The organism is Serratia sp. CY84636, assembly GCF_052166245.1.
Classification (GTDB): domain Bacteria; phylum Pseudomonadota; class Gammaproteobacteria; order Enterobacterales; family Enterobacteriaceae; genus Serratia; species Serratia nevei.
In genome coordinates, this window is the sequence record NZ_JBJNOX010000002.1 from 247,438 (window position 1) to 271,353 (window position 23,916).

The following is a 23,916-nucleotide window of genomic DNA, read 5'->3' on the forward strand; positions in this document are numbered from 1 at the left end:
GGTTATGCGGCGATACGTGCTGCCGGATCGCAAAATGCCAGTGATGCGCTCGACTTGCCGCAGCGTGGTCGTTATGATTTACCGCGATACGCTACAGGGATGGTAGAGTCAAAACAGCGGGTTAGCCGATACAACCCGTTTTTCTGTTTACCCGTGGCGCAATCACTTGCGGTGGGTTGGGGCCGCTGATACATCGCCTTGGCTGTGGCCTTAACCCTTATGACCCTCTTTATACTGTTAAGGGATACCACTGTGATCGGTAAAATTCGTTCCTCCTGTCGCCTGCTTTCCACCGTTTTCGTCCTGTTCGTCGGCCTGTCTTCGCAGCAAGCGCTGGCGCACGCCCATCTGAAAGTGGAAACGCCGAAGGCCGACGCCAGCGTCAGCCCGGCGCCGAAAGCGCTGACCCTCAGCTTCTCCGAAGGCATCGAGCCGAACTTCAGCGGCGTGAAAATCACCGGCCCAGACAACGCCGTGGTGAAAACCGGCAAGCTGCAGCTCGATCCGAACAACAACACCCAGGTCAATGTGCCGATCGAAGGCGAACTGAGTGCGGGCAAATACAACGTCAGCTGGCATGTGGTTTCGGTCGACGGGCATAAAACCAAAGGCCAGTACAGCTTCACCGTAAACTGATCGTGAGTCTGGCGACCCTGTTCGTTCTGTGTCGCTTGGTGCACTTTGCGGCGGTGATGCTGATGTTCGGCATCAGTCTGTTCACCGCCTTATTGTCACCGCAGCGCCTCTCCCCGATCCTCTCCCGCGATGTGCGCCCGCTGCTGCTTGCCGGCACCTGGATTGCCGGGCTTTCCGCCGTGGCGCTGCTGGCCATTCAGGCCGGGCAAATGGGCGACGGTTGGGAAGACGCCTGGCGGCTGGAGGTCTGGTGGGCGGTGCTCGGCACCACCTTCGGCGAAGTGTGGCGCTGGCATCTGGGCCTGTCGCTGCTGGCGATCCTGAGCCTGCTGCTGCCGGAAAGGCCGCGCGCGCAGGCGTTGGCGCTGTGTTCGGCGCTGCTGCTGGTCAGCCTGGCGTTCATCGGCCACGCGGCGATGCACGAAGGCACGCTGGGCGTGCTGCACTGCGCCAACCATGCGGTGCACCTGCTGGCCGCCGGTTACTGGTTCGGCTGCCTGGCGCCGCTGCTGGTTTGCCTGCGCTATCTGCAGCCGCCGCAGTGGCGTAGCGACGCCATCACCACGCTGATCCGTTTCTCGCGCTGGGGGCACCTGGCGGTGGCGGCGGTGATCGTCACCGGCATCGTCAACAGCCTGATCATTCTCGGCGGTTGGCCGCTCAACCTCGGCTCGCCTTATCAGCGCCTGCTGCTGATCAAAACCGCGCTGGTGGCGCTGATGGTGATGGTGGCGCTGGCCAATCGCTATGCCATCGTGCCGGCAATGAGCCGCGTGCCGGCGCTGGCGCAGCACGGCGTGGTGCTGGCCTGCTGGCTCGAAGTCGGGCTGGGGGGGGCGGTGCTGCTGCTGGTCAGTTTATTTGCAACCTATGCGCCGGTTTGACATTTCGGCTTGCCGCAACAGGGCAAGCTGCGGGAAAATCGACGTGAATAGCAACCTTAAGGCCAACACATGAAATCGGTATTACTCGGCATTACGCTGCTGGCAACCGCGACCGGCGCGCTGGCGGCAGACAAACTGGTGAACATCACCAAACTGGAATACGGCAAACAGTGGGCGTTCACCAAGGAAGAAGTGACGCTGCAGTGCCGCAGCGGCGGCGCGCTGTTCGTGCTCAACAACAGCACTCTGATGCAATACCCGCTCAACGACGCAGCGGAGCAGCAGGTGAAGAAAGGCCATCAGCGCGCGCAACCGCTGGAGGTGCTCCTGCTGGACGACCCTGCCGAACCGGGGAAAAAAATGAGCCTGGCGCCGTTCATTGAACGCGCCGAGAAGCTGTGCGCTGACTAACCGCTTGTTTGCCAACGCCTTGCCCAACGTGCGCGGATTGATGCGCATTTGCCGCATAGTTATTTCGTCACGAAACTATCACGCGGCCGCCGGGCGGCTGGCAAAACTGGCGCGGTAGGCTACTCTTAAAGTGCACGGCTGAACAAGCCCTGCATTAAATGCCAACTTTTAGCGCACGGCTCTCTCCCAAGAGCCATTTCCCTAGACCGAATATAGGAATCGTATTCGGTCTTTTTTTGTGTGATTGATTTATAAGGAAATTTCATTTAAGGCACCACCAGCAATCCCCGCTCCTCTTTTCGAGTCATAGCCACCAACCCGATCTCCATCCTTATTCCCCACCCGCACATATCGCTAATTTCGCCGCACCAAAAGTTATTACGTCATTTATGGCGCTGATAAGCTCCGATCATTGCTCCCATCACCGTTAAATGAGAGTGGCATTATGGGGAATATCAAAGCATTAGGTGTTGTAAAAGGAAACCAGCGTTGAACGATCGGTTGAGCCAGTTGAAGATGGCGTTGCCCGGCTATCTCGAGGCGTGGCGTGAGGGGGCTTTACCCTCTGACTGGGGGAAGATGGCCAACCCCGAAGTGGTTGCCGCCCTGTTGGCGGAGTGGGAGGCGCTAAGCGAATTGGCGTCTCGGTTCGAAACAACCACTGAAACTCCCTCCGATCTCGCCGCGTTTTGGCAGGCGCGTGCTGAGCTGATGGCGCAGCGCAATCTCGAACTCAGTGTCCAACTGGCGACGCCAGTCCGTCTGCCTGGCACGCGGGTAGCCTTTTTTGGCTATGTGAAAACGGCGGTGATGGATGCCAGGCAGGTGAAGGCGGCGATTCGTGATGCCGGTTTTCTCATTGATGGCGATGATAAAAACGACAGCGTACCGTCATGACCGCTGTCCTGTAACGCGTGAGTTTGGAGAATAAACGCGAACGAATAATGTCGCTCCTGTGATACGGAGCAAGGTTCAATTCATCCAGTCAATTTGTTAGGATCGCCTGACCTACATGACTATTGGTGCAGTACATTGAAAATTAAAGCGTTGTTATTTGTTGCGTTGGCCGCGCTGGCCGGCTGCAGCCAGGAGGGAACCTCGATGAATCAGCCCGTTAACGAGAAAGGCGGCCAAACGGAAGTGTTGCTCGTGAACAGCGCGCTGGTGGACTGCGTGGGCGTCGGCCCGATGAAGTGTATGCAGGTGCGTCGCTCCGCGCAGCAGCCGTGGGAGTTGTTCTATACCGGCATCGAGGGTTTCACCTTCGAACCGGGTTATCAGTATCGGCTGAAAGTGCTTGTTACCCCGGTGGAGAACGTGCCGGCCGATGCCTCATCGCTGCGTTATACGCTGATTGAGCAGCTGGAAAAGAACAAGGCGTAATGGATCTACCTTGTCACCACCAAATGGCGTTTCATTTGGTGGTGACGACTTCAGGAAAGTTTGTCTTTTTTCTTTCTTCTGGAGGATTCGAAAGTGGCGAAGGCATGTGCAAGAGCAAACCCCAACGCACAGTAGCGTAGAGGCCAATTTTCTTTGGTCCATGTTTCAGAGTCAGCAATAAACATCGCGTTGCCGTTGGCAAAAAGGGTAAATTGCCAGCAAAGGATTAAAAAACATATCGTAACCAGAACGACATAACCCTTGGAACCCAGAGGCGGTCTGAAGCCGTATTTCACGGCCAGACAGGCCGCGGCGGCGAGAGTAGAAAGAATATAATATAAAGTTGGTTCCATCACTGTTCCTGGTGATTTTATCTTCCCTGATATTCGACCGAAAAACAGCCACACCATAACGCAACGCCAGAAGCATGATCAACTTTTGCTGATTTGAAGAGGGAAGGCTTGAACGCGCTGAGGGTGCGAAGCGTGGCGCGTGGAGGCATCACGATGCGGAGTTGGGCAACCCTGATCCCTCGACTAAACTGGTCTGTTCACTGCGCTTGTTTTCGCACTTTCTTAAGTATATCGAGAAAATCAGGTATATTGTCCTTCGGTTTTTAGCTACCAAGAAAAAATTACTATGATTATCAAACCTAAAATTCGTGGTTTTATCTGCACCACCGCTCACCCGGCAGGCTGTGAAGCCAACGTCCGTGAGCAAATCGCCTACGTTAAGTCGCGCGGCGAACTGAAAAACGGGCCTAAAAAGGTGCTGGTCATTGGTGCATCCACCGGTTACGGTCTGGCCTCGCGCATCAATGCCGCTTTCGGCAGCGGTGCGGCCACCATCGGCGTATTTTTCGAGAAGCCTGGCAGCGAAGGCAAAACCGGTTCCGCCGGTTGGTACAACTCCGCCGGTTTCGACAAGGCAGCTAAAGAAGAAGGCCTGTACGCGAAAAGCATCAACGGCGACGCATTCTCCAACGAGTGCCGTCAGACCGTGATCGACCTGATCAAAAAAGACCTGGGTCAGGTTGACCTGGTGGTTTACTCGCTGGCTTCGCCGGTGCGCAAAATGCCGGAAACCGGCGAAGTGGTGCGTTCCGCACTGAAGCCGATCGGCGAGCCGTACAAATCTGTCGCGCTGGACACCAACAAAGACGTGCTGGTTGAAGCCGTGGTCGAGCCGGCCAACGAGCAAGAAATCGCCGACACCGTGAAGGTGATGGGCGGCCAGGACTGGCAGCTGTGGATGGACGCGCTGGACGAAGCGGGCGTGCTGGCGGATAACGCGCAGTCTGTCGCTTACTCCTACATCGGTACCGATTTGACCTGGCCAATCTACTGGCACGGCACGCTGGGCAAGGCGAAAGAAGATCTGGATCGCGCGGCGCAGGCCATCAACCAGAAGCTGCAGGCCAAAGGCGGCGCGGCTTACGTTGCGGTGCTCAAGTCGGTAGTGACTCAGGCTTCCTCTGCCATTCCGGTGATGCCGCTGTATATCTCCATCGTGTTCAAAATCATGAAGGAGCAGGGCATTCACGAAGGCTGCATCGAGCAGATCCAGCGTCTGTTCGCGACCAAGCTGTACAGCGGCGTGGCGCCGGACACCGACGAGAAACACCGTCTGCGCCTGGATGACTGGGAACTGCGCGACGCCGTGCAGGAAACCTGCCGTGAAATCTGGCAGCAGCTGAACGACAGCAACATCAACGAACTGACCGATTACCAGGGCTACAAGGCGGAATTCCTGCGCCTGTTCGGCTTTGGTCTGCAGGGCGTTGACTACGACGCCGATCTGAGCGGCGAAGCCAACTTCGATGTGATCGAGCTGGTCTAAGCGCGTCGAGCAGTCAAACAAGGTCGGGTTAGCCCGGCCTTTTTTATTGTCCGCGCGTTGGCGACCACCGCCTGACTCATCAGTCCACTTGATTATTGACAGTAATAAATTATCGTTTTACGATAATTTATTGCTGTTGATTAAGGGATAGAAAATTATGGGCGCTGCGCCAAGGATCCATCTGCCGCTGTATGTGCGTTGTCTGTGTTTGCTCATTATGGCGATGCTGATCGTCAGCACCGGCGTTGAGATGTTCATCATCGTGCGGGACTGGCTGCAGGGCGTAGCCTATCGCGATATCGTCGCCTCTTACCGGGAATATTACCCGGAGCTGCTTGCCTACGCGATCCCGCAGCAACGCTGGGCGCTGTTCGCCACGCTGGTTATCGACATGCTCGGTTATTTGCCCTATTACAGCGCGCTGCTGTGCGGCGCCGGGCTGTTTTATCAATTTTTCCGCGGCAACGTGTGGCATCGCAACAATATGGTGCTGTTGCAGATCATCGGCATCTTGCTGATCGTCGATGTGTTGTTCCCGTCGTTAGCCGGTCTGCTGCAGGTGATGGTATTGACCGCCGATGAAAAAATGCTGTTTATCCTTTATTATGGCGTCAATAGCGAGTCGGTGCGCTCGCTGATCGTAGGCTGCGCAATCCTGGTATTTAGCCGGGTATTTCTGGAAGCGTTGCGGCTGAATGAAGAACAGCTTTCTTTCGTGTGAGAATAGAGTGGCAATAATCGTAAGTCTTGATGTCATGTTGGCCAAAAGGAAGATGCGTTCAAAGGAGCTGGCGGAGCAGGTGGGGATCACTGAGCAAAACCTGTCTCTGTTGAAAAACGGCAAGGTCAAGGGAGTCAGGCTGGAAACGCTGGACAAGATCTGCCGCATTCTCGACTGCCAGCCTGGCGATCTGTTGGCCTGGCAGCCGGACGGCGAAGAGTAAGATCCCAGCGCACTCGGAAGTGCGCTGAACCTGTTGGCCCATTTCTGCGATTAGCGTTATCTTATTGAGCGATATTTGTTTTATTCAGGTTAATTAAAATAACGGGTGATTAACACCGGCGTATTCTTTTTGTCGCAGGCGATGGCATGCGGCGAGCGTTATTAAACTAAATAAACTCATTTTTCATTTACCGTCACTGCCAATGGCGTTATTTTAAGGGGAATAGTATGACATGGCGTAATTATCTTCTGGCATTGTGTCTGGTATTAAACGGATGCAGTGCCATTTACCCCACTGTTTCATCCTCATCCTCCTCCACTCACTGGGGGAATTGGGGAGCACCGCAGCCCGCAACGCGAGAACAAAAACAGCGTATTATCGCCGGCGAATCCGCCGCTTCCGTGCTGAATGAAGGCCGGGTCGGTATCGGCGGTACGCTGGACTGGTCGAAAATAGGGGAGCGCTAATCACCACTCTTTATTCGGCGTGGCGCCAAACGTTATCTCAGAGATATTGTGGAACGGTTTATTATTAATTCGCTACTCTGTTTTTCCGATGCGTTATTTATCTTTAAACGATGAATCTCTGCTTGTTGAGTTTATATCGACATACCCAGACATCATTACAGGAGTTTTCAATGACAAAGCGTATTGTCGCCATGTTGATAATGTCGTTGTTGAGTCTGCAAGCAAATGCGGCCCGCTACGATCGGCAATGCGAGGGAATTTCTCCCGTGCTGTTTCAGAAGAAATTGAAAGAGCTGGCGCATGGCCTGCGACAAGAGATGGCGGTGCCGAGCCCACCCACGGAGAACGAGGCTGAAACCTTGGCGCGTCTGGTCGAATGCGATGCCGAAAACGCGAAAACGCCGGCGACGGGAGGGCAACATGCGCCAGATCCCGCAGAGCCTCATGTGTCTTCACTCAATGGCTGTTGAACGGTTCTCTGCGTCATTTTTCGTGGCGCGCCCCAGTCGGCTTATTCATGGAGCTTGTGTATTGAAACTACCCTCGTTAATCGCTGCGGCGCTGGCACTGTTGGCCTCATTTTGCAGTCAGGCGTTCATCGATCGTCATTCCTCGCCCGGCGCCTCGACGGAAAGTTCTTCGGCGGCGGGATGCCCGGCGCGGCTGGATGGCTTGTTGCAGCATATTTGGTTGGCTGAACAGATTCAGGCGGAGCGCATGCAGCTGGCGCGGCTGCGTGCGGAGCGGGAAGCGTTGGAAATGCGGTTGCAAACGCAGAAAACGGCGAGACGTTCTGCGCAGGGGCACCAGAGCGCCCGATCGGCCTGTGAACAGGGAGCCGATATTGTCCGCTGCCTGTCGCTGCGTCTGCGGCGGACGTCCCTGATGGGGCCGCATCGGCCGTTTGTCGGCGCATATTGCCGGGCCTGGCTGAATGGTCGACCGCTGAATTGCTAAAGATGAGAACAGGGACTTGTCAGGAGTTTATCGATGAAAATGATAGTGTTGGCCGGCATGGCCTTGTGTTGCGCCAGCTTCGCGCAGGCGCGGGTGGATCTGGAATACCATGCAGTGGCGCCGAAGGACAGTAAGATCACCGAGGAGTACCAGAAAAAGCGCGACGCATTGCGCCACAAGGTGTGGAATGTCGATAACCTGACGCTGGTCAACGAGCAGGCGATTGCACGGGAACAGCAGCGCGAGGCTGCAGAGGCCGCCGAGCGGCAGCAGCGGAACCTGGAACAGCAGTAGAAAAAGCAGCGTTGCCTGCGCAGACACTCGAAAGATCCTCACCCCGAGGCGAAGTGTTACATGCACAACTTCTAGCCTTCAACGTCCGGGCGCTTTCTGCGCCCGGCGTCGTTTAGGCCGGGCGGCAATGCTCTTTCAGCATGGCGATCGCGTCCGGTTTCAACTGATACAGATAGACCGGTCGGCCGGTGGCGCCGTACAGAATACGGGTGCCGAGAATGCCGCTCTCTGCCAGATAGATGAGGTACTTGCGGCAGGACACCCGCGAAATGCCGATGGCGTTGGCCAGGTTGTCGGTGGAGAATTCGCTGTCGTGCTGCTGTTCGATCCACTCGCACACCGTGCTCAGGGTGATGCTGGTCAGCCCCTTCGGCAGCTTCTTGCTCTCCTGGCCGCCGGGCTGGCGGCGCAGCAGGCTGTCGACGTCGGCCTGCGAAAACTCGCGCTGCGACAAGAGCTGCGACTGTTGCCGGTAGTGGCTCAGCGCCTCCTTGAAGCGGCTGAACTGGAACGGCTTGATCAGGTAATCCACCACGCCGTAGTGCAGCGCCTTTTGCACCGTGTTCACGTCGCTGGCGGAGGAGATGATGATCACATCCGTCTTCTCGCCGAGTTCGCGCAGGCCGGGCAGCAGATCCAGCCCGTTCTCCTGCTGCATGTAGATATCCAGCAGCACCAGATCGATGCTGACGTCGGCATCGGCCAGCAGGGCGCGCGCCTGGTTCAGGGTGGCGACCGTCGCCTGGCAGTGAAAACCGCTGACCTGGCTCAGGTAGTATTTGTTCAGCTCCGCCACCATCGGGTCGTCGTCGACAATCAGTACGTTAATCATGGGCTCTGCTCTTGGCCTGATAGGGAAGGTGCACGAAAAATTGGGTCAGCTCGCCCGGTTCGGATTCGAAATCGATGCTGCCGCCCAGTTTCTCCAGATGGCTGCGGATCAGCGCCAGGCCAATGCCGCGTCCCGTTCCCTTGGTAGAAAATCCGTGTTCGAAGATGCGCGCGCCGATCGCCGGATCGATGCCGGGGCCGTCGTCGCTGACGATACAGTGTAATTGATCGTCGTGGTGATGGAAGCTCAGGCCGATCTCGTGGCCCTCAACGCCGTCGATGGCGTCGATGGCGTTTTCGATCAGGTTGCCGAGCACGCTGATCAGCACATGGGTGGTTTCCGCGTCGTCGGTTTCCGGCAGCAGGCTGGTTTCCTCGATGGTCAGCTCAACGCCGGCTTCGTGGGCGCGGCTGATCTTGCCGATGAAGAAGCCCGCCACTTCCGGCGAGTGAATCTTGCGCAGCAGCGCGCCGATCTCTTCCTGATAGTTGCTGGCGGTATTGATGATGTAGTTTTCCAACTTCTGGTAGGCCTTCATGTGCAGCATGCCGAGTATCACGTGCAGCTTGTTCATAAATTCGTGCGACTGCACCCGCAGCGCATCGGCGTAGTGCGCCATGCCGCTCAGGCGCTGCAGCAGGCGGCTGACCTCGGTCTTGTCGCGGAAGGTGGCGATGGCGCCGGTCACCTGGCCGTTGACGATCACCGGGACGGTATTGGTCAGCAGTTCGCTGCCGTTGAAGCTGATCTGCCGATCGCGCAGCGGTTTGCCGCTGGCCAGCACCTCCGCCAGATGCAGCTGCGCCGGCCAATGCTTGCTGGCGGCTTCCAGCAGCAGGTTTTCCACCGGGCCGCTTTGGCGCAGCAGGCGCTTGGCCTCGTCGTTGACGATGGTGATGCGGGATTCATTATCGACCGCGATCACGCCTTCTTTAATCGATTGCAGCATGGCGTTGCGCTGTTCGAACAGGTTGGAGATTTCGTAAGGCTCGAAACCCAGCATGATGCGCTTGAGTGCGGACACCAGGAAGAAGGTGCCCAGGCTGCCGACCAGCGCGGCGAAGGCGATGGTCCAATAGATGATCCAGCGGCTTTCCGCCACCACCCGCTGCACGGTATCCAGCGCGATGCCGAGCGCCACTACGCCGATTTGCTGTTTCTGCGCGTCATACACCGGCACGAACACCCGCAGCGCCGGGGCCAGCGTGCCGCGGTTGATGGCGCTGTTGACGTTGCCTTGCAGCGCGGGCGCCAGATCGTCGCCGATAAAATGCTGGCCGATCAGCCAGGGTTTGGGGTGCGAATAGCGGATACCCTGCATATCCACCACCACCACGAACAGCAGCTCGTTTTGATGGCGCACCTGCTCGGCGAAGCGCTGAATGGCGCCGCTTTGGTCGCGCCGCTGCAGGCCGTCAACCACCGTGCTGGAGAGCGCCAGCGTATTGGCGACGGCGATGGCTTTCTGCTGCAGCTGATCTTGCCCCTCGCGGCTCATCTGCACGAAAAACAGCGCGAATACCACCAGCAGCACCGAAGCGATGATGGCGGACACCATCAGCGTGATGGAGGTGCTCAGCTTGAGCGGCACCCGTTGTTTTGGCATGGCGGTTCTCCGAATGGCGATATCACGGCGTATTCTAGCGAGGAATGAGGCAAGCTGCAGTTACCGGCAGCAGGTTATAGCATGCTGCCGGGGGAGCAGGGGGTTATTTTAGTTACAAAAGCGGGTCACTGCTGGTGGTAGATCTCCAGCGCCTGTTGGCCGCTGGCGCCCTGATGGATGATTGCCATCAACGCGCGCACCACCTGCGACGGATTGCTGTGTTGATAGACGTTGCGGCCGTAAACCATGCCGGAGGCGCCCTGGGCCATCAGCGCGGCGGATTTCTCCAGCACCGGCCCCAGCTCCCCCTTGCCGCCGCCGCGCACCAGCGTCGGGCAGCGCGCCGCTTCGACCACGCGATGGAAGTCTTCCACGCGTTCGGTCGGGTCGGCCTTGATGATGTCGGCGCCCAGCTCGCGCGCCAGCCGCACCAGCGGCACGATCTTCTCCACGTCGCCGAGCGAGCCGTAGGCGGCGCCCTGGCCGGCCGGGGCCATCACCAGCGGTTCAATCATCAGCGGCATGGCGTATTGATCGCAGGCGTGGCGTAGGCGGCCGATGTTTTCCACGCACTGGCGGAAAATGCCGGGCTCATCCGGGATCATATACAGATTGACCACCACCGCGGCGGCGTCCATTTGCAGCGCCGCGAGGATCGGCGCCTCCGGGTTGTGCAGCACCGCCCACATTTCGCGGTGGCGCGCGGCGTTATAGGCGTTGCCGACGTCGGTGCGCATCACCAGCGCCGGTTTTTCGCGCTGCGGCGCGCGCTGCAGCAGATCCGCCTGGCCGTAGTTGACCTGAATGGCGTCGGGGCGCGCGGCGATCAGGTTGCCCATCACCCGTTCGATATCTTCCAGGCCGATCAAGAAATCCGGTTCGTTGGCGATGCCGTGATCGATCGCCACGTCCAGGCACTTGCCGTTGTTGAACAGGCGGTTCATCCGCACCTTACTGCTGAGCTGCATGTCAGGTCCTCCTGAGATAGGGATATGTCCATTATTGCCGAGTAAGGATGGTCGGGAAACGCGGAAACCGCAAACTGCGTGGCCGCTCGCAGTTTTTGCCGGCGCACGAAAGAGGAACGCTCGCCGGCGGCTTTCATTTCATTTGTTAGATCCGTGTCATGTTTTTGTTAATAAGACATTCCAAAATGCATGTTTCGCTTGTTTGGGTTAAAAAGTTTCAATAATCTAAATTATGAAATAAACATTTAAAAACGTGCTGAAGGTGCCGTTTGTTGTGCCAGGGGTTTATTTCAATTGGTTGTTTTTAATCTGTTTTGAGATATTGATCACCATTTTTCCAACGACCTTTATACGGCGATAACGCGGTAAATTCGCCGTATCAAAGGGATAACACCGACCGTATTGTTGTTTGAATGTAAAAAATATTTTTCATTAGCTGTCAACCAACAGACCTCTTCATTCTAACGATTAAAGGGTAACGAACATGAAGCTGAAGAAACTGATCGCCGCCTCGGTACTGATGTGCATGCTGCCGGCCAGCGTGTTGGCGAAAGACATCAAGATCGGCGTTTCCATGGCTTACTTCGATGACAACTTCCTCACCATTCTGCGCCAGTCGATGCAAAACAAAATGAAGGCCGACGGTAATGTCAGCGGCCAGTTCGAAGACGCCAAAGGCGATATCGCGCAGCAAATTCAACAAATCGAAAACTTCGTCAGCCAGGGCGTCGACGCCATCATCCTCAACCCGGTGGATACCCAGGGCGTCAAGCCGATGATTAAGCTGGCCGAGAAGGCCAAGATCCCGCTGGTGTTCGTCAACCGCAAGCCGGAAGTGGCGCTGCCGGCCGGCATGGCCTACGTCGGCTCCGACTCCAAGCTGGCCGGCAAGCTGCAGATGGAAGCGCTGGCCAAGCTGATGAACGGCAAGGGCAACGTGATGATCCTGATGGGCGAGCTGTCGAGTGAAGCCACGCGCGACCGCACCCGCGGCGTGGAAGAGGTGGCGGCCAACTATCCCGGCATCAAAATAGTCGATAAGCAAACCGCCAAGTTCTTCCGCAAAGAGGCGGTGGACGTTACCACCGACTGGATTTTGTCCGGCCAGCAGATAGACGCCATCGCCTCCAACAACGACGAAATGGCCATCGGCGCTATTTTGGCGCTGAAGCAGGCCAAGAAATCCGGCGTGCTGGTGGCCGGCGTTGACGGCACGCCGGACGCGCTGGAGTTCATCAAGAAGGGCGATCTGGCGTTGAGCGTGTTCCAGGACGCCAAAGGCCAGGGCGAAGGCGCGGTGCAGACCGCCGTTCAACTGGTGAAAGGCGAGAAAGTGGAGAGCAACGTGCTGATCCCTTACCAGCTGATCACCCAGGCCAATTACCAGCAATTCGCCGATAAAAACAAGAAATAAGCCGTGAAGCCCGCCGCGGGCGCCGGTGTGGGGCGAGCGCGGCGGAAAACGTGGGTCAGTGCGGAGGTAAGCGGTATGTACCCTTATGTTCTTGAGGCCGAAGGCATCAGCAAGCAGTTCCCCGGCGTCAAAGCGCTGGATAAGGTCTCGATTAGAATCAAACCCGGCAGCGTGCACGCGCTGATGGGGGAAAACGGCGCGGGTAAATCGACGCTGATGAAATGCCTGATCGGCATCTACCACCCGGACGAAGGCTCGATCAAAATCAAAGGTCGGCCGGTCACCTTCAGCGACACGCTGCAGGCGCTGCATTCGGGCATTTCCATGATCCACCAGGAGCTGAACCTGGTGCCCTACATGACGGTGGCGGAAAACATCTGGCTGGGGCGCGAGCCGGCGCGGCTGGGGTTCGTCAACCACGAACAGCTGAACGAACAGACCCGCGAACTGCTGGCGCGGCTGAACATCAAACTGCAGCCGGAGACGCTGGTGGGTGAGCTGAGCATCGCCAACCAACAGATGGTGGAGATCGCCAAGGCGGTATCCTACAACGCCGACGTGCTGATCATGGATGAACCGACCTCGGCGCTGACCGAAGGCGAAGTGGTGCACCTGTTCGCCATCATTCGCGAGCTGCGCGAGCAGGGCAAAGGCATCATCTATATCAGCCACAAGATGGATGAGATCTTCGCCATCACCGACGAAGTGAGCATTTTTCGCGATGGCACCTTCATCGCCTGCGACAAAACCGAAAACCTGACCAAACAGTCGCTGATCACCATGATGGTGGGGCGAGAACTGACGCAGATGTTCCCCAAATTCAACAACAATATCGGCGAGGAAGTGCTGCGGGTGGCGGGGCTGCGCCGCAGCGGCTGGTTCCATGACGTATCGTTCAGCGTCAAGCGCGGCGAGATCCTCGGCGTTGCCGGGCTGGTGGGCGCCGGGCGCAGCGAAGTGATGGAGAGCCTGTTCGGCATGCACCCGGCGGACGGCGGCGAGATCTTTATCGAAGGCCAGGCGGTAAAAGTGGATTCCCCGGCGAAGGCGATCGAGAGCGGGCTGGCGTTCCTCACCGAAGACCGCAAGAAATCCGGCCTGTTTCTGGTGCTGTCGGTGGTCGAGAACATGAGCATCGTCAACCTGTCGGAATACATCGGCAAGAACGGTTTCGTCAGCCACGTGCAGATGGCCAAAGACTGCATGGATCAGATTAAAAAGCTCAACATCAAAACGCCGACCATGGATCAGATCATCAATAACCTCAGCGGCGGCAACCAGCAGAAGGTCTTGATCGCGCGCTGGCTGCTGGCGCAGCCGAAAATCCTGATCCTCGACGAACCGACGCGCGGCATCGACGTGGGGGCGAAAGCGGAAATCTATCGCCTGATCAGCGAGCTGGCCAACCGCGGCGTCGCCATCATTCTGGTCTCCTCCGAGCTGCCGGAGATCCTCGGCATGAGCGACCGGGTGATGGTGATGCACGGCGGCCGCATCACCGGCATTTTGGACAAAGACGACGCGGACCAGGAGAAGATCCTGGCGCTGGCCTCAGAATAACGAAGGGTGAACATCATGAGTAACGTAAAGATTGAGAAGCCGCTCTCCGCCGATTCAACGGGCAAGGGAACGCTGTTCTCCGGGCTGAGCGGCAAAATGCCGAAGGATACCGGTATCTTCATCGTGATGATCGGCATCGCGCTGATCTTCGAAATCCTCGGCTGGTACATGCGCGATCAGTCATTCCTGCTGAACCCGAACCGCCTGCTGCTGATCGTGCTGCAGGTGGCGATCATCGGCATCATCGCAGTGGGCGTCACCCAGGTGATCATCACCACCGGCATCGATCTCTCCTCCGGCTCGCTGATTGCGCTGACTGCGGTAGTGGCGGCCAGCCTGGCGCAGACCTCGGACAGCATCTCGCCGATGTATCCGGGGCTGCTCGATCTGCCGGCGGCGATCCCGATCGGCGCGGGGATCGGGGTGGGCATCGTCTGCGGCTTTATCAACGGCTTCCTGATCACCCGCACCGGCATTCCGCCGTTTATCGCTACGCTGGGGATGATGGTGTCGGCGCGCGGCCTGGCGCAGTACTACACCAAGGGCAACCCGGTCAGCTTCCTGTCGGACGGCTTCACGTCAATCGGCCAGGGCGCGATGCCGGTGATCATCTTCCTGGTGATTGCAGTGATCTTCCATATCGCACTCAAGCACACCCGCTACGGCAAATACATCTACGCCATCGGCGGCAACATGACCTCGGCGCGGGTTTCCGGCATCAACGTCAATAAGTACCTGGTGACGGTTTACACCATCGCCGGCGGCCTGGCGGGGTTGGCGGGCGTGGTGCTGGCGGCGCGCGTCAGCAGCGGCCAGTCGAGCATGGGGATGTCCTACGAGCTGGACGCCATCGCCGCGGCGGTGATCGGCGGCAGCAGCCTGATGGGCGGCGTCGGGCGCATCACCGGCACGCTGATCGGCGCGGTGATCCTCGGCCTGATCAAAAGCGGCTTCACCTTTATCGGCGTCGATTCTTACATTCAGGACATCATCAAAGGCGTGATTATCGTCGCCGCCGTGTCGATCGACATGCGGCGCAACCGCAAAAAACACTGATTGCCGTGAATTGCCGCCGGCGCCAGGGTTGGCCGGCGGCGTTTTTTTACCGGGGGACACATCATGAATTACCTGAAAGGGCTGTGGCTGGCGGTGGCGCTGTGCGCGTCTACCCCGGCATGGGCGCAAACCATCGGCGTGTCGATGGCCTATTTCGACCAGAACTTCCTCACCATCATCCGCCAGGCGATCGACAAGGAAGCCAAGGCGCGCGGCATCACCGTGCAGTTTGAGGATGCGCGCGGCGACGTCGGCCGCCAGACCGATCAGGTGCAGAGCTTTATCAGCGCCGGGGTGGACGCGATTATTGTCGATCCGGTCAACTCGGCCAGCACGCCGGTGATGACCAAAATGGTCCAGGCCGCCGGCGTGCCGCTGGTGTACGTGAACCGCACGCCGGGCGACGCCAAACTGCCGCAGGGCGTGGTTTTCGTCGGCTCCGACGAGCGGGAATCCGGCACGCTGCAGATGGAAGAGCTGGCGCGGCTGGCCGGCTATCAGGGCAACGTGGCGGTGATGATCGGCAACCTGACCGACGCCGGCGCGCTGCAGCGCACCAAAGACGTGGAGCAGGTGGTGAGCAAGTACCCGAAAATGAAGGTGGTGCAGAAGCAGAGCGCCAACTATTCACGCAGTGAAGGTATGGACCTGATGATGAACTGGCTGACCAACGGCGAAGCGATCGACATCGTCGCCGCCAACAACGACGAGATGGCGATCGGCGCAATCATGGCGCTGCAGCAGGCGGGCAAGGCGGACAAGAAAGTGCTGATCGGCGGCATCGACGCCACGCCGGACGGCCTCAAGGCGCTGGCCTCCGGCAAGATGCAGGTCACGGTGTTCCAGGACGCGGTCGGGCAGGGCAAAGCCTCGGTCGATGTGGCGCAGCGCATGATCAACGGTGAAAAGCTCGAGCCGTATTACTGGATCCCGTTCGAGCTGGTGACGCCGGCCACGATGCAGAAGTATGCGGCCAGGCCGTGAGTTAACCGTCAGATCCGCGTTGCCGGGGCGCTGCTTGCAGCGCCTTTTTTATTGGCGTCAGTTACATGTCCGCTTGCGGCCAGCGCGGCGCGGGATCTTGCTTCACACTGAGGATCTTTAAACCGCGTGAGGATGAGCGATGAACGCATTGAACGGCAAGGTGGCGGTGATCGGCGGCGCCAGTTCGGGGATCGGCAGGGCGGCGGCGCTGCTGTTCGCCCGCCAGGGGGCTGCGCTGGTGTTGGGCGCCCGGCGCGAGCGGCTGTTGGCGGCGCTGGTGGAGGACATTCGGCGCGAGGGTGGCCGGGCGCTCGCGGTGGCGGGCGACGTGTGTGACGAAGCCTTCGCCGAACGGCTGACGGCGGCGGCGGTCGATGAGTTCGGCGGGCTGGATATCGCTTTCAACAACGCCGGCACCTTGGGGCCGCTGGGGCCATCGCTGGCGCTCACCGCCTCAGCGTGGCGCGAGGTGTTGGAAACCAACCTGTCCAGCGCCTACTACGGCGCCAAATATCAAATCCCCGCCATGTTGGCGCGCGGCGCAGGCTCGGTGATCTTCACCTCCACCTTCGTTGGCCACACCGCGGCGTTTCCCGGCACGGCGGCCTATGCGGCCGGCAAGTCGGGGCTGATCGGCCTGACGCAGGCGCTGGCGGTGGAGTTCGGCGGGCGCGGCATTCGGGTGAACGCGCTGCTGCCGGGCGGCACCGATACGGCGATGGGCCGGCAGATGAGCAATACCCCGGAGGCGCTGGCGGAGGTGGCCGACCTGCACGCGCTGAAGCGGCTGGCGATGCCGGAGGAGATCGCGCAGGCGGCGCTGTATCTGGCGTCTGACGCTTCCTCATTTATCACCGGCACCGCGATGCTGGTGGATGGCGGGGTGTCTATCCAGCGCGGCTGAGGTTGGCATGGCCCGTGGCCGGGCGCCACGGGCATGCGGGGGAGGGTTACCAGCCTTTGACGGCGTCGCCCTTGTAGATGTCGGCGGCGCTGGCCGCCACTTCGTCGGTCTGATAGGCCTTGACCAGATCCTTCACTTTCTCGCTGTCTTTGTTGTCGATGCGGCTGGCGAAGATGTTGACGTACGGGGAGTTTTTGTCTTCGACAAACAGCCCGTCCTTGGCCGGCGACAGGCCGATCTGGCTGGAATAGTTGGTGTTGATGATCGCCAGCGTCACCTGTCGGTCGTCCAATGCGCGCGGCAGCTGCGGCGCTTCAATCTCGACGATCTTCAGCTTTTTCGGGTTGCCGACGATGTCCAGCGCGGTCGGCAGCAGGCCGACGCCCTCTTTCAGGGTGATCAGCCCCTGTTTTTGCAACAGCAGCAGCGAGCGGCCCAGGTTGGTCGGATCGTTCGGCACCGCCACCTGCGCGCCGTCCGGCAGTTGGCTGAGTGCGGTTATCTTCTTCGAATAGCCGGCGATCGGGTAGACGAAGGTGTTGCCCACCGCCGCCAGCTTGTAGCCGCGCTCCTGCATCTGCTTGTCCAGATACGGCTTGTGCTGGAAGGCGTTGACGTCCAGATCGCCGTTGTTCAGCGCTTCGTTCGGCAGCACGTAGTCGTTGAAGGTCACCACCTCCACGTCCAGATCGTATTTCTGCTTGGCGACCTTTTGTACCACCGCCCACAGCGACTGATCGATACCGGCGCTGATGCCGACCTTGATGTGGTGATCGTCCTGTGCCGTCGGGCCACAGGCGGTCAACAGCAGCGTGCCGGCGGCGGCCAGCGCCAGGGCGAGGTTTTTCAGCGTAAATGTCATTTTCCCAGGGTCCTTTTCAACATTGCCTGCTAATTTTGGCGGGCAGAATAGTGGCAGTGACTGTAGGTAATCGCTGGGCTAAAACAAAATACTGATTCACTATGACTCATAGCGATTAGCTATGAGCGGCCGCCGCCTGGCGCGGTGCGGATTGTTTTGACGGCGAATCGGCGGGCTTATTATGATAGCCGTTAGCCCGTGAGGGCAGACTGGGTACTGAAACGAAGGAAAAGACAATGCGATTGAACACTTGGAGCAAGGCGCTGCTGCCGCTGGTGGTGTTGGCCTGCGTCTCGGCGACTCAGGTTCGGGCGGCGGAGAGCGATACCGGGCCGATCCCCAAACAGCTGCTGGGCAACTGGCGCGTCAGTAAAATTGTGCCGACCCAGACCACCGGCTGCTGGGATCAACAGCAGGCGCAGAGCCTGATCGGCGGCAAAATCAGCTACAAAGCGGATGCGTTCAGCTGGAACGGCACGGCGCTGAAAAGCGAAGGGGCCACCGTCAGCACCGTAGAAGCGCAGGAGTTTGTCGAGGACAATTCCGGCAGCAGCTCCTACATCGATTTCCCGATGCTGGGCATCAGCACGCCGTCGGTCGAACGCGTGGCCATTCAGCACGCGGATACCGCCATCAAAGGCATCACCGATCAGGGCACCGATGGGGTGCCCGGCGATAACGTGCTGGTGAAAGACGCCAACACGCTGATCCTGTCGCTGTGCAACGTCTGGTTTGAGGCGCAGCGCGAGAAGTAATTTTTGCCTTCAGCCCCGGTAACGGGGCTTTCCCACCGCGTCGCCACCCGTCATACGCGCCATTTCTGAACTAAAATTAACCATAACGATATGACCCCGGCGTGATATCGGAGCCTCGGCTCTACCGAGTCCATGACAGGAGGCGCTATGTGTTACCACCATATTGTCATCGCCACCGATCTGAGCGATGACGGCAAACGGCTGGTCGAAAAGGGGGCGCTGCTGGCGGAGGCGCTGCAGGCCAAACTCTCGCTGATCTATGTGGACGTTCACTACGACACCTACCACGCGGCGATCGGCTTTTCGGAGCGCAGCTATGACGGCGTGCCGTTCGAAGAGAAGATCCGCAAAGAGCTGGAGCCCACCACGCAAAACGTCAATTACCCGATCGCGGAGGTGATTATCGGGCGCGGCGGCTTCGTCGACGAACTGCGTACGGCAGTCGTGGATAAGAACATCGATCTGCTGGTGTTCGGCCATCACCACGATCTGTGGAGCAACCTGTTTTCTTCCACCCGCAATGCTATCAACCAGCTGAATATCGACGTGCTGGTGATCCCGATCCGTTCATAAACGCGGGCCACCGCCGGGCAACGATGGCGGTGGCCGCTGCGGCTTATTGCGTGAAGAAGTCGTTATACAGCATGTACAGGTGCGCTGCGCTCCAGGAGAAGTTCGGCGCGCCTTGCTGCTTGCCGGTGAGCGGGTTGTAGTTCTCGCGGATCGGCCCGTCGGCGACCAGGCCGTCGGCGTGGCGGAAGAAGGCCTGCGTCATCGCGCTCCGGCGCGGAGTCTCGCTTCGTGCAAAAAATTCCTGCCCCGGCGTTTGCATAATACATAAGTGAATACTAATGTGTTTATATGAACGAAAATGACATCTTCAAAGCGTTGGCCGATCCGACCCGCCGCACCATCTTCGACAAACTCGCCGCCGGCAGCATGAACGCCAGCGCGCTGCGCGAAGGGCTGCCCATCAGCCAGTCGGCGATGTCGCAACATCTGGCGGTGCTGCGCAATGCCGGGCTGGTGCGCGAGGCGAAGCAGGGGCGCTGCGTCAATTATCAGGTCGACCCGGACGGGCTGGCGCAGATCGCCCAGTGGCTGGCGAAGTATCGCGCCTGGTGGCCGGCGCGCATCGACGCGCTGCAAACCTTGCTGAAGGACATGGATCAATGAACAAACGGGCTGAGCCACCGCCGCACGATCGGCTGGTGTTGGAATATTCGCTCGATGCGCCGCCGGAAAAAGTGTGGCGGGCGCTCAGCATTCCCGAGCTGCGCGAGCAGTGGCTGCCGACGGGCGACCTGGCGCAGGCCGAGCCGCTGGCCACCACGCCGGGCGAGGCGGTGAGCTATCGCCTGCGCGACGACCAACCGCCGTTCCTCGAAAGCGTGGTGACGCTGCAGATTGTGCCGGATGCCGGCGGCAGCAGCCTGCTGCGGATTATTCACCAGCTTGACGCCGCCAACGACGGCCCGACGACGGTGATGCGCGCCGCCTGACGCGTTAAACACACTTCCCTTTGTTGCCAACCCAGGAGTTCACCGATGCGTGAGAAGATGATGCTCGTCCCGATGGTGGTGGAACAGACCAGCCGGGGAGAACGCTCCTTTGATATTTATTCGCGCCTGCTGCGCGATCGGATCGTGTTCCTCAACGGCGAAGTCAATGACGACGTGGCCGAAATGCTGTGCGCCCAGCTGCTGTTTCTGGAGGCAGAAAACCCGGAAAAACCGATTCATCTGTACATCAACTCGCCGGGTGGGGCGATCACCAGCGGGCTGGCGATTTACGACACCATGCAGTACCTGCGCGCGCCGGTGCATACCCTGTGCATGGGCACCGCGCGTTCGATGGGCTCGTTCCTGCTGATGGCCGGCGAGCCGGGGCACCGCATGGCGCTGCCCAACGCCAGCCTGCACGTGCACCAGCCGCTGGGCGGCTTTCAGGGGCAGGCCTCCGACATCTTGATCCACGCCGAAGAGATGAGGCGCACCAAAGACCGGGTGATCCGGCTGTACGCCCAACATTGCGGCCTGAGTGATGAAGCGGTGGAGCAGGCGCTGGATCGCGATCGCTTCATGACCGCCGACGAAGCGGCGGCCTGGGGGCTGATCGATAAGGTGCTGCGGGAGCGGTAAAACGGCTCAGCGAGGCTCGGCGGCCTGCGGCGTGTGCCAAACCCGTTCAAGCCCGAATTCGACCATCGCGAAATAGAGGCTGAAATAGCGCTCTGCCATGATAAAGAACGAGCTGTTGAGTTCGATCACTACGTTATTGGTGGTGGTCAGCAGGCCCGATTTTTCCGCCGCCTGCAGGATGCGGTTTACGTGCGCGCGTGAGACGGAGCACGACTTGGCGATTTTCGCCGAGGAGAGCAGCAGAAAGGGGGAGTCCTGCCGGATGCTTTCGATATGCAGCATCAGTAGCACCATGTGGCCGGCGTCCTTGCTGATAAACAGTCCGGATTGCGGCACCAGATCGATCAGGTAGATCTCCTTAAGCATCAGCTGCCCGTAGGCGGCGAAAAAGGTGGGCAGAAAGTCGGGCGCCGCCAGCAGCGCCGCGATGGGCATCTGTGGCGCCAGCGCCTGATAGGGCCGCGCCATGGAGGCGATCAGCGCCTGGGTTTCCGCCAGCGCGTGCGGCGTAGGCTTATAGCGCAACTGGCGTTTGTCATGTTCGCAGGGTTTGACCTCCAGCCGGCGGCCGACCCGCAAAAAGAACAGAAAGGAGTCCAGGGAGTTCTCGCTGATCATGTTCTTTCCTTTAAAAAAGGCTTTGATGTCTTTCAGCCCGGCGGCGGGCTGGTGGTAGTAAATGGACAGGATGGTGGAACAAATGATGAACCGACTGTTCCTGAAGATGATTTTGTAAAACAGCGGATGCTTCTTGTAGGTCTCTTTCAACAATTCCCCGTGTTTGACGATGGCGGCGTGAAATCCCGGTGACTGCCTGATGTTGTTGGCCTGTTTCTCCAGGTGAAACTGTAGCTGGAATCTGCTTAGACTCATTTTTCCCTATTTCCTGTACTTAAAAAATGTGCTGCTTTTTATCGTTATGGGTTTGCTGTGTATGACTTGACGATCTGTTGGCCCTGGTCGTTGATGAGGGTGGCCTGAACGGTGATCTGTGAAGGGAGTGTCGGCGCCGCAACGCCGTCGAGGTGATAATCTCGCATGCTGAACGGCGCGGTCATCATGTCGCTTTCTTGTCGCACCGGGTAATCACGTTTTCCTATATGTACGCTTATGCGGGCGAAGGAGAGATAAAACGCCGACCGGTTGTGGCAGCGCAGCAGATAGCCGCCCGGCGATTTTTGCAGCGAGAACGAGACGGCCTCGGCCGCGTTTTCGGCGTTTCCCTTTAGCGCTTTGGGGCGGTAGAAGATTTTCATCTGCGTGTTCATCGCCAGCGTCACGCGCGACGCCAGCGGCGGCGTGGTCGGCTGGCTGGGCGGGATCTCATACAGGTTAAGCCAGAACACCGACTCCCTGTCGGTGGGCAGGGCCGCGCCGGCAAACAGGATCCGCAGCCCTTTCAGCGCCGAAGGCGGCAGGGCGAATACGCTTGGCAGGGTGACAAACGGCGCGCGCGACAGTTCGGGGGCGGCATTGACGTCGCCGTTATCGACCCAGGTTTGCGCCACGATCGGATAGCCGTTGGTGTTGAGCAACATCAGGTTTTTTTCCGTGTCACCCTCGCGGAAAATCACCCGGGTGGCGGAGGCGATGATGCCTGCCTGCGCGCCCATGGCCGCCAGCGCCAGCAGCAGGGCGCATCCCATTGTCAGATATTTCTTTCTCATCATTATTGCACCTTAACCCAGACGTAGGCCCTGGCGTCCACTTTGCCGGCGGTGACGGTTTGCCCGGGCAGCTGGGCAAGCGTGGCGGTGAGCTGGGTGGTGTAGTGGGTAAACCCCGCCGCGGTGCTGCCGCCGCCGCTGGCGCCGTTGAGCACCGGGTACCAGCCGGCGTCGTTGCCCTGCGGGCATTGCCCGGCGCTGCAACGCGCCCAGCCGACGAAGTTCATCGGCGCGCCGTTGCCGGCGTTGGCGAGTGCGATGCCCACGCCGGTGGCGACGCTGCTGTCGGTGCCGTAGCCGCTGGAGAGCAGGTAGCTCACGCCGCCGTTGGCGCTGACCAGCCCGAGCTGCTGCGCCGCGACATAGCTTTCATACGGTACCTGCAGGCCGAGGGCGGTATTGTTGCTGCTGACGCCGGACACGGCGGCGTTGTCGCATTCGATATTGATGGTGAACTGCGCCTGAGAGGTTTGCCCGGCGGTCAGCTGGCTGACGGAAATGGTCGGCAGGATCACCAGCGGCGTGACGTTGCGCGCCACGCAGGTGGCGGTATAGGTCAAGGAGGAGATCGGTGCGGTGCCCATGCCCATCGCGTTCCAGCGCCCGGTGCCCCAGGTGGCGTAGTTGGTGGCGGAGTCGCTGCCGATAGGATCCGAGGCGATGCCGGGCCCCTGAAAGGTGACATAGCCGTTCGGCTGCGTGCAGGTATAGTTCGAATTGCCGGTGGTCGAGGCCATGCCCACCAGCGGGTTGCCGGCGCTGTAGCCACAGTAGTTGCTGGCGCCCGCGCCCGGCAGCGAGCTGATGCGGATCAGATCGGCACGGATGGCGCTGAAGTCTTTCACTCGGATCTGAATTTTGCTGCCGACGGTGGCATAGCGGGTAATCGGCGCCGACTGCCAGTAGCGGGTAAAAACCTTGCCGGAATCCAGATGGGTCAGGCGGATGCCGACGTAGGGGAAGTAGGTGGCGTAGTAGTTGGGGTTGCCGTCCTGGGCGCCCAGATCGTAATAGCCGCCGACGCGATCGTCGCCGTTGGTGGCGAAGACTTCATAGATCTGCCCCGCGTCGCCGGCGTCGCATTCATACAACACCTTGTTGGGATCGGGATAGCGCGTGCCGGAGGTGAAGTCGAACACGCTGGTGCCGAGCGGCGTGCCGACGGGCTGCAGGTAAGTGCTGGTCAAATTGACCCGGCCCAGCGCCGTGCCCACCCCGCAGGGATCGCAACCGGAATCGATCGCGGGAGAAACCCGGGTGCATTGCGCCAGCGCGGCGGGCGCGCCGAACAGCGACAGGGCGAGCAGCGCCAGGGCGGCGATCGGGTAAAGAATGCGTTTCATCGTCTCTCC

General features: G+C 59.4%; 30 protein-coding genes and 1 pseudogene. 22 read left to right on the forward strand and 9 right to left on the reverse strand.

Annotated elements, in window-relative coordinates:
* Positions 1 to 219: 219 nt before the first annotated feature.
* From yobA to ACJ8QI_RS05655, 5 genes are all read left to right on the forward strand, one after another.
* Positions 220 to 636, forward strand: a complete 417-nt coding sequence (gene yobA, locus ACJ8QI_RS05635) for a CopC domain-containing protein YobA (protein WP_046686875.1) — start codon at positions 220 to 222, stop codon at positions 634 to 636.
* A gap of 2 nt (positions 637 to 638) precedes the next feature.
* Positions 639 to 1,520: a copper homeostasis membrane protein CopD gene (copD, locus tag ACJ8QI_RS05640; protein WP_442532189.1), complete on the forward strand. Its 882-nt coding sequence runs from the start codon at positions 639 to 641 to the stop codon at positions 1,518 to 1,520.
* 69 nt (positions 1,521 to 1,589) lie between these two features.
* Positions 1,590 to 1,931, forward strand: a complete 342-nt coding sequence (locus ACJ8QI_RS05645; RefSeq protein WP_025302452.1) for a YebY family protein — start codon at positions 1,590 to 1,592, stop codon at positions 1,929 to 1,931.
* 489 nt (positions 1,932 to 2,420) lie between these two features.
* Entirely contained in the window at positions 2,421 to 2,828 is a 408-nt protein-coding gene (locus ACJ8QI_RS05650; RefSeq protein ID WP_102984833.1) for a hypothetical protein, read from the forward strand.
* Between the two features lie 135 nt (positions 2,829 to 2,963).
* Positions 2,964 to 3,314 carry a DUF4377 domain-containing protein gene (locus ACJ8QI_RS05655; protein WP_164113194.1) on the forward strand — a complete coding sequence of 117 codons (351 nt, stop codon included), beginning with the start codon at positions 2,964 to 2,966 and terminating at the stop codon, positions 3,312 to 3,314.
* 50 nt (positions 3,315 to 3,364) lie between these two features.
* On the opposite strand, the gene ACJ8QI_RS05660 is transcribed toward ACJ8QI_RS05655, so the two are convergent.
* Complete coding sequence (locus ACJ8QI_RS05660) at positions 3,365 to 3,667, reverse strand: hypothetical protein (protein ID WP_016928136.1); 303 nt, start codon at positions 3,665 to 3,667, stop codon at positions 3,365 to 3,367.
* A 286-nt stretch (positions 3,668 to 3,953) separates the two neighbouring features.
* Here ACJ8QI_RS05660 and fabV point away from each other — a divergent pair, with 286 nt between their 5' ends.
* The 7 genes from fabV (at position 3,954) to ACJ8QI_RS05695 (ending at position 7,815) form a co-directional block, all read left to right on the forward strand.
* Complete coding sequence (gene fabV, locus ACJ8QI_RS05665) at positions 3,954 to 5,153, forward strand: enoyl-ACP reductase FabV (RefSeq protein WP_230490440.1); 1,200 nt, start codon at positions 3,954 to 3,956, stop codon at positions 5,151 to 5,153.
* A gap of 157 nt (positions 5,154 to 5,310) precedes the next feature.
* A complete protein-coding gene (locus ACJ8QI_RS05670; RefSeq protein WP_033642723.1) occupies positions 5,311 to 5,874 on the forward strand; it encodes a DUF2975 domain-containing protein in 564 nt (187 codons plus the stop codon).
* A gap of 7 nt (positions 5,875 to 5,881) precedes the next feature.
* On the forward strand, positions 5,882 to 6,097 hold the full coding sequence (locus tag ACJ8QI_RS05675) for a helix-turn-helix domain-containing protein (protein ID WP_025302459.1): 216 nt from the start codon (positions 5,882 to 5,884) through the stop codon (positions 6,095 to 6,097).
* Positions 6,098 to 6,324: 227 nt separating this feature from the next.
* On the forward strand, positions 6,325 to 6,564 hold the full coding sequence (locus ACJ8QI_RS05680; protein WP_261423608.1) for a hypothetical protein: 240 nt from the start codon (positions 6,325 to 6,327) through the stop codon (positions 6,562 to 6,564).
* A gap of 170 nt (positions 6,565 to 6,734) precedes the next feature.
* A complete protein-coding gene (locus tag ACJ8QI_RS05685; RefSeq protein ID WP_442532190.1) occupies positions 6,735 to 7,034 on the forward strand; it encodes a hypothetical protein in 300 nt (99 codons plus the stop codon).
* A gap of 61 nt (positions 7,035 to 7,095) precedes the next feature.
* A complete protein-coding gene (locus tag ACJ8QI_RS05690) occupies positions 7,096 to 7,521 on the forward strand; it encodes a hypothetical protein (RefSeq protein WP_142590495.1) in 426 nt (141 codons plus the stop codon).
* Between the two features lie 33 nt (positions 7,522 to 7,554).
* Positions 7,555 to 7,815 (forward strand): hypothetical protein, encoded by a 261-nt coding sequence (locus tag ACJ8QI_RS05695; protein ID WP_442532191.1) that lies wholly within the window; start codon positions 7,555 to 7,557, stop codon positions 7,813 to 7,815.
* 112 nt (positions 7,816 to 7,927) lie between these two features.
* Here ACJ8QI_RS05695 and dcuR read toward each other — a convergent pair whose 3' ends face one another.
* From dcuR to ACJ8QI_RS05710, 3 genes are all read right to left on the reverse strand, one after another.
* A complete protein-coding gene (gene dcuR, locus ACJ8QI_RS05700; RefSeq protein WP_442532192.1) occupies positions 7,928 to 8,647 on the reverse strand; it encodes a two-component system response regulator DcuR in 720 nt (239 codons plus the stop codon).
* Entirely contained in the window at positions 8,640 to 10,253 is a 1,614-nt protein-coding gene (locus ACJ8QI_RS05705; protein ID WP_442532193.1) for a sensor histidine kinase, read from the reverse strand. Before ACJ8QI_RS05705 ends, dcuR begins: the two co-directional genes overlap by 8 nt.
* Positions 10,254 to 10,378: 125 nt before the next feature.
* Positions 10,379 to 11,221, reverse strand: a complete 843-nt coding sequence (locus ACJ8QI_RS05710) for a class I fructose-bisphosphate aldolase (RefSeq protein ID WP_047727766.1) — start codon at positions 11,219 to 11,221, stop codon at positions 10,379 to 10,381.
* Between the two features lie 484 nt (positions 11,222 to 11,705).
* On the opposite strand from ACJ8QI_RS05710, the gene ACJ8QI_RS05715 reads away from it, so the two are divergent.
* The 5 genes from ACJ8QI_RS05715 (at position 11,706) to ACJ8QI_RS05735 (ending at position 17,139) form a co-directional block, all read left to right on the forward strand.
* Positions 11,706 to 12,635, forward strand: coding sequence for a sugar ABC transporter substrate-binding protein (locus ACJ8QI_RS05715; RefSeq protein WP_033642730.1), 930 nt, complete (start codon positions 11,706 to 11,708; stop codon positions 12,633 to 12,635).
* Positions 12,636 to 12,710: 75 nt separating this feature from the next.
* Positions 12,711 to 14,195 carry a sugar ABC transporter ATP-binding protein gene (locus ACJ8QI_RS05720; protein WP_442532194.1) on the forward strand — a complete coding sequence of 495 codons (1,485 nt, stop codon included), beginning with the start codon at positions 12,711 to 12,713 and terminating at the stop codon, positions 14,193 to 14,195.
* Between the two features lie 15 nt (positions 14,196 to 14,210).
* A complete protein-coding gene (locus ACJ8QI_RS05725; protein ID WP_025160279.1) occupies positions 14,211 to 15,251 on the forward strand; it encodes an ABC transporter permease in 1,041 nt (346 codons plus the stop codon).
* Between the two features lie 63 nt (positions 15,252 to 15,314).
* On the forward strand, positions 15,315 to 16,235 hold the full coding sequence (locus tag ACJ8QI_RS05730) for a sugar ABC transporter substrate-binding protein (protein WP_087762341.1): 921 nt from the start codon (positions 15,315 to 15,317) through the stop codon (positions 16,233 to 16,235).
* Between the two features lie 139 nt (positions 16,236 to 16,374).
* Positions 16,375 to 17,139: an SDR family oxidoreductase gene (locus ACJ8QI_RS05735; RefSeq protein WP_442532195.1), complete on the forward strand. Its 765-nt coding sequence runs from the start codon at positions 16,375 to 16,377 to the stop codon at positions 17,137 to 17,139.
* Between the two features lie 46 nt (positions 17,140 to 17,185).
* Here the strand turns inward: ACJ8QI_RS05735 and metQ are convergent, their stop codons facing one another.
* On the reverse strand, positions 17,186 to 18,001 hold the full coding sequence (gene metQ, locus ACJ8QI_RS05740) for a methionine ABC transporter substrate-binding lipoprotein MetQ (RefSeq protein WP_442532196.1): 816 nt from the start codon (positions 17,999 to 18,001) through the stop codon (positions 17,186 to 17,188).
* A 236-nt stretch (positions 18,002 to 18,237) separates the two neighbouring features.
* Here metQ and ACJ8QI_RS05745 point away from each other — a divergent pair, with 236 nt between their 5' ends.
* Together ACJ8QI_RS05745 and ACJ8QI_RS05750 are read left to right on the forward strand one after the other, a co-directional pair.
* Positions 18,238 to 18,756 (forward strand): hypothetical protein, encoded by a 519-nt coding sequence (locus tag ACJ8QI_RS05745; protein ID WP_049202527.1) that lies wholly within the window; start codon positions 18,238 to 18,240, stop codon positions 18,754 to 18,756.
* A 147-nt stretch (positions 18,757 to 18,903) separates the two neighbouring features.
* Positions 18,904 to 19,329, forward strand: coding sequence for a universal stress protein (locus ACJ8QI_RS05750; protein WP_015377548.1), 426 nt, complete (start codon positions 18,904 to 18,906; stop codon positions 19,327 to 19,329).
* A gap of 43 nt (positions 19,330 to 19,372) precedes the next feature.
* Here the strand turns inward: ACJ8QI_RS05750 and ACJ8QI_RS05755 are convergent.
* Positions 19,373 to 19,531: pseudogene (locus ACJ8QI_RS05755) on the reverse strand (MGH1-like glycoside hydrolase domain-containing protein); the annotation flags it as partial.
* An 86-nt stretch (positions 19,532 to 19,617) separates the two neighbouring features.
* Between ACJ8QI_RS05755 and ACJ8QI_RS05760 the strand changes: the two are divergent.
* The 3 genes from ACJ8QI_RS05760 to ACJ8QI_RS05770 are packed head-to-tail and all read left to right on the forward strand — an operon-like array spanning position 19,618 to position 20,897.
* Positions 19,618 to 19,932 (forward strand): ArsR/SmtB family transcription factor, encoded by a 315-nt coding sequence (locus tag ACJ8QI_RS05760; RefSeq protein WP_047727753.1) that lies wholly within the window; start codon positions 19,618 to 19,620, stop codon positions 19,930 to 19,932.
* Positions 19,929 to 20,258, forward strand: a complete 330-nt coding sequence (locus tag ACJ8QI_RS05765; protein ID WP_442532197.1) for an SRPBCC family protein — start codon at positions 19,929 to 19,931, stop codon at positions 20,256 to 20,258. The genes ACJ8QI_RS05760 and ACJ8QI_RS05765 overlap by 4 nt, the downstream gene beginning before the upstream one ends.
* Before the next feature lie 45 nt (positions 20,259 to 20,303).
* The gene (locus ACJ8QI_RS05770; RefSeq protein WP_197756447.1) at positions 20,304 to 20,897 is read left to right on the forward strand and encodes an ATP-dependent Clp protease proteolytic subunit; all 594 of its coding nucleotides are present in this window, start codon (positions 20,304 to 20,306) and stop codon (positions 20,895 to 20,897) included.
* 6 nt (positions 20,898 to 20,903) lie between these two features.
* Here ACJ8QI_RS05770 and ACJ8QI_RS05775 read toward each other — a convergent pair whose 3' ends face one another.
* Genes ACJ8QI_RS05775 through ACJ8QI_RS05785 form a run of 3 tightly spaced genes read right to left on the reverse strand, consistent with a single transcriptional unit; the run spans position 20,904 to position 23,907 of the window.
* Positions 20,904 to 21,770, reverse strand: a complete 867-nt coding sequence (locus ACJ8QI_RS05775) for a hypothetical protein (RefSeq protein ID WP_060419394.1) — start codon at positions 21,768 to 21,770, stop codon at positions 20,904 to 20,906.
* Positions 21,771 to 21,814: 44 nt separating this feature from the next.
* Entirely contained in the window at positions 21,815 to 22,567 is a 753-nt protein-coding gene (locus ACJ8QI_RS05780) for a fimbrial biogenesis chaperone (RefSeq protein WP_442532198.1), read from the reverse strand.
* Positions 22,567 to 23,907 carry a fimbrial protein gene (locus tag ACJ8QI_RS05785; protein ID WP_442532199.1) on the reverse strand — a complete coding sequence of 447 codons (1,341 nt, stop codon included), beginning with the start codon at positions 23,905 to 23,907 and terminating at the stop codon, positions 22,567 to 22,569. The genes ACJ8QI_RS05780 and ACJ8QI_RS05785 overlap by 1 nt, the downstream gene beginning before the upstream one ends.
* Positions 23,908 to 23,916: the final 9 nt, after the last annotated feature.

Excerpts from the sequence above, each read along its gene's own strand:
- dcuR (WP_442532192.1), bottom strand. The coding sequence starts at position 8,647 with ATGATTAACGTACTGATTGTCGACGACGACCCGATGGTGGCGGAGCTG.
- metQ (WP_442532196.1), bottom strand. The coding sequence starts at position 18,001 with ATGACATTTACGCTGAAAAACCTCGCCCTGGCGCTGGCCGCCGCCGGC.
- ACJ8QI_RS05685 (WP_442532190.1), top strand. The coding sequence starts at position 6,735 with ATGACAAAGCGTATTGTCGCCATGTTGATAATGTCGTTGTTGAGTCTG.
- ACJ8QI_RS05745 (WP_049202527.1), top strand. The coding sequence starts at position 18,238 with ATGCGATTGAACACTTGGAGCAAGGCGCTGCTGCCGCTGGTGGTGTTG.
- ACJ8QI_RS05645 (WP_025302452.1), top strand. The coding sequence starts at position 1,590 with ATGAAATCGGTATTACTCGGCATTACGCTGCTGGCAACCGCGACCGGC.
- ACJ8QI_RS05775 (WP_060419394.1), bottom strand. The coding sequence starts at position 21,770 with ATGAGTCTAAGCAGATTCCAGCTACAGTTTCACCTGGAGAAACAGGCC.
- ACJ8QI_RS05695 (WP_442532191.1), top strand. The coding sequence starts at position 7,555 with ATGAAAATGATAGTGTTGGCCGGCATGGCCTTGTGTTGCGCCAGCTTC.
- ACJ8QI_RS05715 (WP_033642730.1), top strand. The coding sequence starts at position 11,706 with ATGAAGCTGAAGAAACTGATCGCCGCCTCGGTACTGATGTGCATGCTG.
- ACJ8QI_RS05765 (WP_442532197.1), top strand. The coding sequence starts at position 19,929 with ATGAACAAACGGGCTGAGCCACCGCCGCACGATCGGCTGGTGTTGGAA.
- ACJ8QI_RS05735 (WP_442532195.1), top strand. The coding sequence starts at position 16,375 with ATGAACGCATTGAACGGCAAGGTGGCGGTGATCGGCGGCGCCAGTTCG.
- ACJ8QI_RS05770 (WP_197756447.1), top strand. The coding sequence starts at position 20,304 with ATGCGTGAGAAGATGATGCTCGTCCCGATGGTGGTGGAACAGACCAGC.
- ACJ8QI_RS05725 (WP_025160279.1), top strand. The coding sequence starts at position 14,211 with ATGAGTAACGTAAAGATTGAGAAGCCGCTCTCCGCCGATTCAACGGGC.
- yobA (WP_046686875.1), top strand. The coding sequence starts at position 220 with ATGACCCTCTTTATACTGTTAAGGGATACCACTGTGATCGGTAAAATT.
- ACJ8QI_RS05750 (WP_015377548.1), top strand. The coding sequence starts at position 18,904 with ATGTGTTACCACCATATTGTCATCGCCACCGATCTGAGCGATGACGGC.
- fabV (WP_230490440.1), top strand. The coding sequence starts at position 3,954 with ATGATTATCAAACCTAAAATTCGTGGTTTTATCTGCACCACCGCTCAC.
- ACJ8QI_RS05710 (WP_047727766.1), bottom strand. The coding sequence starts at position 11,221 with ATGCAGCTCAGCAGTAAGGTGCGGATGAACCGCCTGTTCAACAACGGC.
- ACJ8QI_RS05660 (WP_016928136.1), bottom strand. The coding sequence starts at position 3,667 with ATGGAACCAACTTTATATTATATTCTTTCTACTCTCGCCGCCGCGGCC.
- ACJ8QI_RS05705 (WP_442532193.1), bottom strand. The coding sequence starts at position 10,253 with ATGCCAAAACAACGGGTGCCGCTCAAGCTGAGCACCTCCATCACGCTG.
- ACJ8QI_RS05720 (WP_442532194.1), top strand. The coding sequence starts at position 12,711 with ATGTACCCTTATGTTCTTGAGGCCGAAGGCATCAGCAAGCAGTTCCCC.
- ACJ8QI_RS05680 (WP_261423608.1), top strand. The coding sequence starts at position 6,325 with ATGACATGGCGTAATTATCTTCTGGCATTGTGTCTGGTATTAAACGGA.
- ACJ8QI_RS05785 (WP_442532199.1), bottom strand. The coding sequence starts at position 23,907 with ATGAAACGCATTCTTTACCCGATCGCCGCCCTGGCGCTGCTCGCCCTG.
- ACJ8QI_RS05670 (WP_033642723.1), top strand. The coding sequence starts at position 5,311 with ATGGGCGCTGCGCCAAGGATCCATCTGCCGCTGTATGTGCGTTGTCTG.
- ACJ8QI_RS05760 (WP_047727753.1), top strand. The coding sequence starts at position 19,618 with ATGAACGAAAATGACATCTTCAAAGCGTTGGCCGATCCGACCCGCCGC.
- ACJ8QI_RS05730 (WP_087762341.1), top strand. The coding sequence starts at position 15,315 with ATGAATTACCTGAAAGGGCTGTGGCTGGCGGTGGCGCTGTGCGCGTCT.
- ACJ8QI_RS05780 (WP_442532198.1), bottom strand. The coding sequence starts at position 22,567 with ATGATGAGAAAGAAATATCTGACAATGGGATGCGCCCTGCTGCTGGCG.